This window comes from Allofournierella massiliensis (genome assembly GCF_004345265.1).
Classification (GTDB): Bacteria; Bacillota; Clostridia; order Oscillospirales; family Ruminococcaceae; genus Allofournierella; species Allofournierella massiliensis.
Genome location: NZ_SLUM01000052.1, coordinates 1 through 9099, shown reverse-complemented (window position 1 = coordinate 9099; position 9099 = coordinate 1). Strand labels below are relative to the sequence as shown.

At 61.7% G+C, this 9099-nt stretch carries 7 protein-coding genes; 2 read left to right on the top strand and 5 right to left on the bottom strand.

Going from position 1 to position 9099, the window contains the following annotated elements:
* Positions 1-154: 154 nt before the first annotated feature.
* The 4 genes from EDD77_RS17395 to EDD77_RS17380 form a co-directional block, all read right to left on the bottom strand.
* A complete protein-coding gene (locus tag EDD77_RS17395; RefSeq protein WP_058963814.1) occupies positions 155-1384 on the bottom strand; it encodes an MFS transporter in 1230 nt (409 codons plus the stop codon).
* A 193-nt stretch (positions 1385-1577) separates the two neighbouring features.
* Complete coding sequence (locus EDD77_RS17390) at positions 1578-2579, bottom strand: ArsR/SmtB family transcription factor (protein ID WP_058963815.1); 1002 nt, start codon at positions 2577-2579, stop codon at positions 1578-1580.
* Positions 2580-2709: 130 nt separating this feature from the next.
* Positions 2710-4548 (bottom strand): M56 family metallopeptidase, encoded by a 1839-nt coding sequence (locus EDD77_RS17385; protein ID WP_058963816.1) that lies wholly within the window; start codon positions 4546-4548, stop codon positions 2710-2712.
* 9 nt (positions 4549-4557) lie between these two features.
* Positions 4558-4914 carry a BlaI/MecI/CopY family transcriptional regulator gene (locus tag EDD77_RS17380; RefSeq protein WP_058963817.1) on the bottom strand — a complete coding sequence of 119 codons (357 nt, stop codon included), beginning with the start codon at positions 4912-4914 and terminating at the stop codon, positions 4558-4560.
* Positions 4915-5242: 328 nt separating this feature from the next.
* Here EDD77_RS17380 and EDD77_RS17375 point away from each other — a divergent pair, with 328 nt between their 5' ends.
* Complete coding sequence (locus tag EDD77_RS17375; protein WP_058963818.1) at positions 5243-5542, top strand: hypothetical protein; 300 nt, start codon at positions 5243-5245, stop codon at positions 5540-5542.
* A gap of 66 nt (positions 5543-5608) precedes the next feature.
* On the opposite strand, the gene EDD77_RS17370 is transcribed toward EDD77_RS17375, so the two are convergent.
* Positions 5609-7879: a PP2C family protein-serine/threonine phosphatase gene (locus EDD77_RS17370; RefSeq protein ID WP_058963819.1), complete on the bottom strand. Its 2271-nt coding sequence runs from the start codon at positions 7877-7879 to the stop codon at positions 5609-5611.
* 207 nt (positions 7880-8086) lie between these two features.
* Between EDD77_RS17370 and EDD77_RS17365 the strand changes: the two genes are divergently transcribed.
* A complete protein-coding gene (locus EDD77_RS17365; protein WP_058963820.1) occupies positions 8087-8941 on the top strand; it encodes an MBL fold metallo-hydrolase in 855 nt (284 codons plus the stop codon).
* The last annotated feature ends 158 nt before the right edge of the window (positions 8942-9099 follow it).

Below are 9099 nucleotides of genomic sequence, written 5' to 3'. Positions count from 1 at the left end.
TACCAGCATTTTTATCACCCCACACCATTATACCGCATTCCCTTTCCTTATACGAGAAAAAGACCACCGATAGGTGGCCTTTTTCGACAGGCTGACTCCCCGCACGGTAACCCGTGCGGGGAGTTTTTTACTTTCAAAGAATATTCTTTCCTTTTTACAGCTTCAATGTGGCCAGCACTCCCCGGCTGATAATCCCCAGCATCACCATCAGCAGCCCGGTAATCAGCAGCACCCACCCGGCAGGGCAGACGTCGAACAGGAAACCGTAAATCAGCTGCCCCACCGGCTGACCGCAGGCTTCCAGCGCAGCGGCAAGGGCCATCAGCTTTCCCATCATCCGGCCCGGCACCCGCCGCTGCACCACACTGCGGGCAAACACCGAAAAAACCACTGCGCACAGCTGCATTCCGCAAAAAGCCGCCACCAGCGTTCCATAGCAGGCCATGGTGCCGCCTCCCGCCAGGAACATTGTTCCAGCCGGCAGCAGACATCCCCCCATCATCACAAGCACCCAAGCCAGTCGACTACCACCCATTCGCCCGACCAACAGCCCTGCTGCCAGACTCCCCGCAATGCCGAATGCCCCCAACGCACTGCCCGCCGCGCCGTACCAGTCTGCACTCAATCCCAGACGGGTACTGATCAGAAACGGTGCACTCACACCCGCAACACCGTTGCACAGCAGTGCCATCGCTACCGTAAATCCCACAAGGCTTAACAGAGCAGGCTGCTCCCGGCGCAGAAAACGACCACTCTCGCTCAGGTCATCGAAAACAGTCTGCAGCAAACCACCGGATGCCAGCACCTGTTCCAACGGTTCCAATCGGATCAGCCGTTCCAGCATTGCGGTAATCCAGAAGCACACCCCGCACAGCAAAAGCAACGGCGCTACACCAAAAACACGGAACAGGATACCGCCCAAAGCCGGGCCCACCATCGCACTGAGCATGCTGATCTGCAGCACAACCGCATTCGCCCGCTCCAGCGAGCCGGCTTCCACTGCCTGGGGCAGGCTGGCCTGCACCACCGGCGTTTCCATCGCTCCCAGAATTCCCAGTAAAATCATCAGAACTCCCGCTGCCGCAACGCCTCCCGCGCCCTGAAGAAAAGGTAGGGTCAGCAGCACCACGCCTCCATTCAACAGATCCAACCACACCATCAGTCGGCGACGGTCTGCCCGATCGGCCAGCACACCACCCAGTGGGGCAAGCAAAATCCCGGGCAGCATAGCTGCTGCCAGCAGTGCACCATACACCGATGCCGAACCTGTGCGCTCCACAACATACATGGACAGTGCAAGGTCCAACACGCTGTTGCCCAGCAGTGACAGCCCCTGCCCTGCCGCCAGAAGCGTAAAGTTTGCACCGAATCCTTTTTTCTTCATGGTTCTCTCCCCCTGTTCGCCATGTAACAATTCGCTTTTCATCAAATATTTGTCGTAATATATTTGATTTATATCTAATATATATCACAGGCTCTTGTTCCTGTCAACACGCCATCCAAAGGGATTGGAACAAAAAAATATCGCCGGGTGGCAGGCTGAAACCACCCGGCGATATTTGATTTTCATCGAATATTTAAGTCAAAAAGCGCTGCTCCAGCGCGCTGAGCAGGCGGCGCATCGCCTGCTGCTCCAGATTGTAATAGACCCGGCCATCCCGCTTTTCCATCCGCACAAGACCACAGGTGAGCAGAGCACTCATGTGATGGCTCATGGTCGCGGCAGAAAGCTCCAGCTCCTGAGCCAGCTCCAGATTGTACTTTGCCCCTTCACGAAGCCGGGTAAGAATCTTGAACTTGCTGGCATCGCCCAGCGCCTTCAGGCAGGCCGTCAGCTCCCCATCGCTCGCCCTTTGCTGCTCCAGCATCCGGTAAGCCTGCCCGATATAAAGCCCCACATAGCCGCTCGTTTGCGACGGACCGGTGGAGATGATCTCTCCCATGGGATAGACCAGAATCGGCTGCACCGGAGCGTCCGGAGCAATGGCGGCGCTCAGATATTCTCCGCGTGCAAATTCCTCCAGCAGGCCGGGCAGCTGCCGCTGCACCGCCGCCAACGCTTTCTGGTAAGCCGTTTCACTGCGCCGCACCGCATCGGCCAGGCGGCCGATCCATTCCGAGGGACGTTCCAGCAGGCGAATCAATCGCCAGCATGCAGCGGGAGCAATTCCCCCGCTCTGCAAAATCTCCACCAGCTCTGCAAGGCTCGGCGCCTGTTCGAACGCCCGCTCGGCAACGGCCTGAGCAAAAGCCAAGCGAACGGCTTCCTCTTCAGGCAACGACCCGGAAAACCATTCCGGGTGTTCGGCGCACACCGTTTGAACCAGCATCAGAAAATCCTGATCCAGCTCACTGAAAAACAGCTCGGCGCACTCCGGCTCCATGGCAGGGGCAGCTTTGGAAAAAGCAGCCAGATAACGGCTGTGAACCGGCTCGCACAATCTCCGCAGAGCCTCCGTGTCAACGCCCTGTTCCCGCAGAGCCCGAACGCTGGGCTCCATATTTTTTTCCGCCGAGCCGCTCAGTGCCAGCAGGCCGATGATCTCGAACAGAGGGTTCAATGTATTAGCCGCATTCATCCGCTTTTCCTCCTCACCGGTTCGACCGGAGTCAAATCCTGCTTTCAGTATAGCCGCTTTTCTGCCCTGGCGCAACAAAAAGCCGTGGCAGCCTTTGCAAAGGCCGCCACGGGGGATACTTCTTTCTTCTTTAATAATCCGGGAACCATTCCTGCAAACCGCGGCGCTCACCATTCACATAGATTTCCACATGGCAATGGATGCCAGTGGAGTTTCCGGTGCTGCCCACGGTGCCGATCACCGCCCCCTGCTCCACCTGATCGTTCATGCCCACGTTCAGACTGCCCAGATGGGCATACAGGGTACGCACACCACCTTCATGCTCAATTACCACATAATTGCCGTAGCTGTAATGCCAGCCGGCAGCGGTCACCGTACCGGCGGCCATGGCGCACACCTCGGTACCCTTGGGTGCGATAAGATCCGCGCCCTTATGATAGTCGTTCATCCAGCGGCTCACATAGGTGTAGCCGGGCACCGGCCAGATCAGCGACACCGTCGTTTCACCGCTTTCGGCACTCTGCTGCCCGGTCTGCCCCACTTCACTTTTTTCCACCACGCTCTGGATAAATTGCAGATCGCCGTTATACCGCACGATGCCCTTCACCGGAGTCTGCAGGGTGATCCGGTCCACCTCCTGATAGTCCACCAGCAGGCCCTGCTCGTCGTAAAAGGCCCAACCGCTCACCTCATCCAACCCGTTCGCCGCACTGCGCTCGATCACATACTGTCCTTCCAGAAGAGTCTCGTCCTTCTCGTAGTCGTATTGCCCGGCCACGCTCTGTTCCTCGCGCATCCATTGCACGCTGGCCTGCCCCTCGGCAAGGGCAGGCTTTTCCTCCGGCTCCGGCATGGGAGCGGGAACTGTCTCCCGGGTGGCCTGCCGGGACTGCTGCTGCAAAAAGCTCAGCTGCTCCAGCCCGTTTTCGGCCAGGCTGGCCGACGAGGCAGCCTCCCCCGCCGACAGCCCCGCCGCCGCGCAGGCGGTCAGACAGACGGCGGCAAGCAGACCCGCCGCCGCGGCCAGTATCTGGCGGCGGCTGGCTTTGGGTTGCTCAAACAGCGCAAGCAGCCGGGCTTTCAGGTTTTCCGGCCCGGCACTCATGCCCGAAGCGCCGGCAGGCAGCGGGCCGGCCGCAGCCGCCAGCAGCACCCGCCCGTATGCCTTGCGCTGCTCTTTGTTCAGCCCGCGCACTGCCGCCTCGTCACAGGCCAGTTCACACACCCGCTCCAGCCGGGCTGCCTGCCAGTGGCAGACCGGATTAAACCAGTGGATCCGGCGAGCCAGACGCAGCGCCGCCTTGCCCCACAGATCGCCGCTGTTCAGATGGGCCAATTCATGGCGGAGCGCCAGTTCAAGGGCTTCTTCCTCCATGTCCCGGGGAAGGTACAGCTCCGGTCGCAGAACCCCCACCAGCAGCGGAGTGCGCACGCCAGGGCACACCCAGGCCCGCAGCGGGGCAATGTGCCCGCTTTCCAGGCTGACCCGGCGCAACAGGCTCTGTTCCTTTTCGCTCAGCGGGCCGCGCAGCCGGTGCAGTGCCCGGCAAAAACGCAGATAGCCCACCAGCTGCCACAGAGTAAACAACACAGCACCCAATGCCCACAACCAGGGCAGCACCGCCAGCAGCTGGCCTGCCAGCTGGGGCTGTACCGGCTGGACCGGTTGAGCCAGCGGGGCAGTCATCACCGGTTCGGTACTGATGTTCACGGTATGTACCGCTGCCTGGGCCGCATTTTCCAGCGCCTGCCCCACCGGTTCCAGTCCGGTGGAGCGCTTTATCCCCGGCAGAAGGGCCAGCAGTGGCCCCACCGGCAACAGAAAAAAGCCTGCGGCGCAGCCCATGGCCCGCCGCTGCCAGCGCCAGCTCAACCGATTCAGCAGTGGGGCGAGAGCACGCACCAGCAGTGACGCCAGCGCGCCTGCCAGACTGGTGGGCAGCAGCCAGGTATAAAACAGTTCATACATCGCCCCGAATCACCTCGATTCCAGCCAGTCCCGCAGCTCGTTCAGCTGATCGCCGGAAAGAGCATTTCCATCGTAAAGAGCAGCCACCATGCTTTTCACATTTCCGCTGTACAGCCTGGTCAGCAGCTCCTGAGCCTCAGCAGCCCGGTACTGCTCACTGCTCACACAGGCGGTATACACATTTTGTTTGCCCCGCTTTTCCACCTTCAATGCTCCCTTGGCCGCCATCCGGGCCAGAAAGGTGAGCAGGGTGGTGGGCTTCCAGCCCTTTTGCTGCAACGGGCCGGCCAGCTCGGCAGCTGTGACCGGCCGCTCCAGTTTCCAGATCTGCTCCATGATTTCCAGTTCTGCTTCCGACAGTCGCATATTCCGTGCTCCTTCCCCTTTTTCGCGTCAGAATTTCTTTTTCTACAATATGTAGTTTCTTTTTTATTCTAACAGATGTAGAGCAAAGTCGCAAGTCCTTACACGGCATCTTTGTTACCACTCTGTAGCTATTTTGTTACAAAACTCCCCTTCTTTTTTGTACATTTTGTTACTTTTTTGATGCGGTTTCTTCATAGAATATTCATATCTGGAGGGTATGATAGGAAAACGTTCCGAGGCAGTGGCGCAAACGTGCCCGCCGGAACAATACGGCGCCCTTCGGTTTATGGGGCGATTTTCCGAATCAAATGCAAAGGAGAATGACATTATGAAACTGTCTTCCAAGATCATCGCTATCGCTTGCGTGGCCGCTCTGGCCCTGTCTCTGGTTGCCTGCGGTGGCAGCGAGACCACCAGCACTTCTACCAGCACTGCTGCTTCCACCAGCACCGCCGCTTCTTCCGAGGCTGCTTCCTCTGAGGCCGCTTCCAGCGAAGTCGCTTCTTCCGAGGCTGCTTCCAGCGAGGCTGCCGAGTCTGAGGCTGCTGAGTCCGAAGCTGCCGCTTCCGAGGCCGCTTCTTCTGAGGCTGCTGCTTCCGAGGCCGCTTCTGCTTCTGCCGAGGCCTGATCCATCTGAATCAGCAGAACGCCCAGCCAAATGGCTGGGCGTTTTTTGTTTTCCAGATATAACCACTCAGTCCACGGCCCGCTCCAGCCGCAGCACCGCCACCGAAATATCATCCGGACGGCTGCGGCCCTCGGCCCGCTTTTGAGCCATATCCGCCAGCAGCTCGGCGGTCTGCTGGGGAGTGTTGCTGCTGGCGGCGCACAGTTCCAGCTGCTGGCACAGCCAGCCACTGCCATCGGTCAGTGCACCATCGCTCACCAGCACCACCCAGTCGCCCTCGTTCAGAGCCACCGAATCCTGCTGGCCCACCACCTGCTCCAGAATGCCCACCGGCAGGCTGCTGCCTTCCAGCGCCTGGGCCTTACCGCCCCGCAGAAGCAGAGTGGGGCATGCTCCCGCCTTGAACAGGCTGGCCCGGCCGCTGTAAAGATCCACCGTGACCAGATCCATGGTGGCGGCGCTCTCCTCATCGCTTTTCAGCGCAAGGGCCACGTTCACCAGCCGAGCGGCGCTCTGGGCCCCGAAGCCCGCCTTCAAAAGCCTTGCCGCCAGCGTGGCGGCAAGCGTGCCGTCGATGGCAGCGGGGCGCCCCACGCCCATTCCGTCGCACAGCAGCAGATGGGCGTTGCCGAAGCAGTCGCAAAACTGCTCCACCGCGTCGCCGCAGGCCCCCGCCTTCGCCGGGCGGGCCGCCAGCCCGTACCGGGGAAAATACAGCGGCTGTTCGCTGAAGGTGATGGTGGTTACCGCCCGGCAGTGATCCACCCGGGGCAGAGTAAGCGGCCGGTGCAGAATGCGCTGGGCCTCCTCGGTGATCTCGCCCAGCTCCTGTTGACTGAAGGGGGTGCGGCTCACCGTAACCCCCGCCCGCAGCCTGCCCGCCGCGTCGAATCCTGCCTGGCATTCCAGCGGCTCCAGCCCGATGGAGGAAAACAGCCGCCCCAGCTGCTCGGTCTTGCCCACGTCCGGTACAATGCTCTGGCCCAGCTGCCCGGCCATCTGGCTCAGGGCCTGGGCCATGGCGCTGTACTGCTCGGTGAGGGCCGCCCGCATAGCCCCGGCCTTGACCCGGCTTTCCCGCCTTCCCCGATACAGCGCATACCCCCGGCTGGAGCAGCTGCACAGCTCGGTGGGGTGGATGCAGCGGCAGAACTGGCCGGGCAGCTGCTCCAGCGCCGCCCGGCCCTGCTGCTCCAGAATGGGTTTGAGCCGGTAAAAGCCGTCCATGGTGGTGCTGTAATCCTGCACCCAGCAGCGTTCCCGATTGCCGCAGGTACGGCAGAGCTCCTCGGCCACATAGTCCACCACCCAGTTGTAGCTCTCGCCCCGCCGGGGCAGGGTTTCATATACCTGATTCACGGTGTCTGCAATGCCGGTGAGGGCGTTGGCCACACTTTCCAGCTGACTCACCGCCCCGGCTACCCGGGGGCGCTGGGCGGCGGCCGGGTCGGTCTGGGCGGGCAGTGCTGCCAGCAGCCGGGCAGGCAGCGCAAAAAATGCAGCCTCTCCCAGCGCGGCGCTGCCCAGAAATCCCACCGCCAGACTGCTCTGGGGTGCGGCCAGTACTCCCAGCAGCCCGCCCACCAGAAACAGGGTGGCACAGCCCAGCCGCTCGCCCGGGGTGAAGTAGGCCGCCGCCAGGCAGCCAACCGCCACCGCCAGCCCGGCAAAGCACAGATCTGGATCCGCCGCGGCCAGTGCACCCGCCCCGCACAGGCAGAAGATGGCGCAGTCCCGCAGCCTGCCCCGGAAGGCCAGAGCCAGACCGCCCGCCGCCAGCACCACCACACCGGGCAGCAGGCCCATGGCGGGCAGCTGCTGCAGGCCACAGAGCCCCGCGCAGCAGAGCAGCAGACTCTCTGCCCCCAGCGGGCCACCTCTGCGAGCTCTGGCCCCTGCACGGAACAGCCCCCAGCCCCAGGCAGCGGCCAGAGTGGCATCCCCCACCGCCGCAACCGACTGAGCCGGACCCGCCAGCCCGCTCACCGCCAGCATCATCTGAACGGCCAGCAGTGTGGCGCAGCCCCCTGCCGCAGCAGGCCAGAACTGCCCTCGAAACAGGGCTTTTCCGGCCAGCACCACTGCGGCCGCCGCCAGGTAGCGCAACCCGTCGGCCAGGGGCAGAAAGGCCAGATAGCCCGCCAGCACACCCGCACCCGCCGCCCACAGCCGGGCCGGGCCTGCCCCCATAAGCAGCGCCATCCCGAAGGGATGCAGCCCACCGAACACACTGCCTGCCGCCATCAGCGCCCCCAGCGCACCGGCCCCCAGCTGCTGCAGCCCCGGCTCCCAGCCGGCCAGCCGCCTCAGGGGCAAAAGCCGCAATTTTTCACCCATAACATTCCACCTCGTTTTTTCTGATTTTCTGCCGCCGGGTCATACTTCGCCCCGGCCCCGCATAAAATCAGTATAAAAAGGCCCTGCGGCAAAAAATGCCGCAGGGCCTTGCTTTTGCAAAATGGGGCACAAAGAAACAAAAATTTTTCTTTCTGCCCCGCAAGCGTTATAATGGTGAAAAATCATAACGCCGGGAGGATGGATACGATGGAGCTTCTGATCCTTGGCAGCGCAGCAGCGGAAGGAATTCCCGCCCTGTTCTGCCGCTGCCCTCTCTGCCGCCGGGCGCAGGCACTGGGTGGCAGGGATCTGCGCGCCCGATGCGGTGCGCTGGTGAACGGTCATATTCTTGTGGATCTGCCGCCGGATATTTACCACGCCAAGCTGTGTTACGGGCTGGATCTGGCCGCGGTGGATGTGCTTTTGAACACCCATGCCCATGCGGATCACTTCGCACCGGCCGAACTTGCCATGCGCAGCAGCCGATACTACTGCCACATTCCCGGCGAGCAGCCGCTGCAGGCCTTTCTTGTGCCGGAAAGTCTGGAACGTGCCCGGCAGGCCTTTGCCTTTGAATTCGGCGGTGAATCCTCGGATTCCTCAGTGAAGCTACTGCCCGTCAATGCTTTTGACCGGGTGGACTGCGGCGAGGTGATTGCCTGGGCACTGCCCGCCTGCCATGACCCGGCACTCACCTGCCTGTTCTGGCTTCTGGTGGAGCCCGCCACCCGCACCGCCTTTCTGTACGCCCACGACACCGGCCTGCCTTCGCCGGATACCCTGCGCGAACTTCACCGCCTGCTGGACGGCATGGTGCTGGACGGAGTCAGCATGGACTGTACCTGGGGCACCCTGCCCCACAGCGATGGCAGCCACATGGGCCTTGCGGACAATCTGGAATTCCGTCGGCTTCTTCTGGAACAGGGCAGCGCCGGGCCGCTCACCCGCTGGTATGTGAACCACTTCTCCCACAACTGCGGGCTGACCCATGCCGAGCTCAGCGCCCGATTTGGCCAAGAAGGATTTTCGGTTTTGTACGACGGCGCCCGAATCAACCTGTGATACAGGCAAAAAAGCGCACAGCCCGCAGGCTGTGCGCTCAGCCTGTAGAAAAACCTGCTTTGGCAATCTGAACTGCTACCCGTCAAGAGGACAGTGAAAAAATATAAAGTTTTCCCGGCCAGCAGCCAGTAGGTTGCTGGCCACTTTTTATGCAGCGA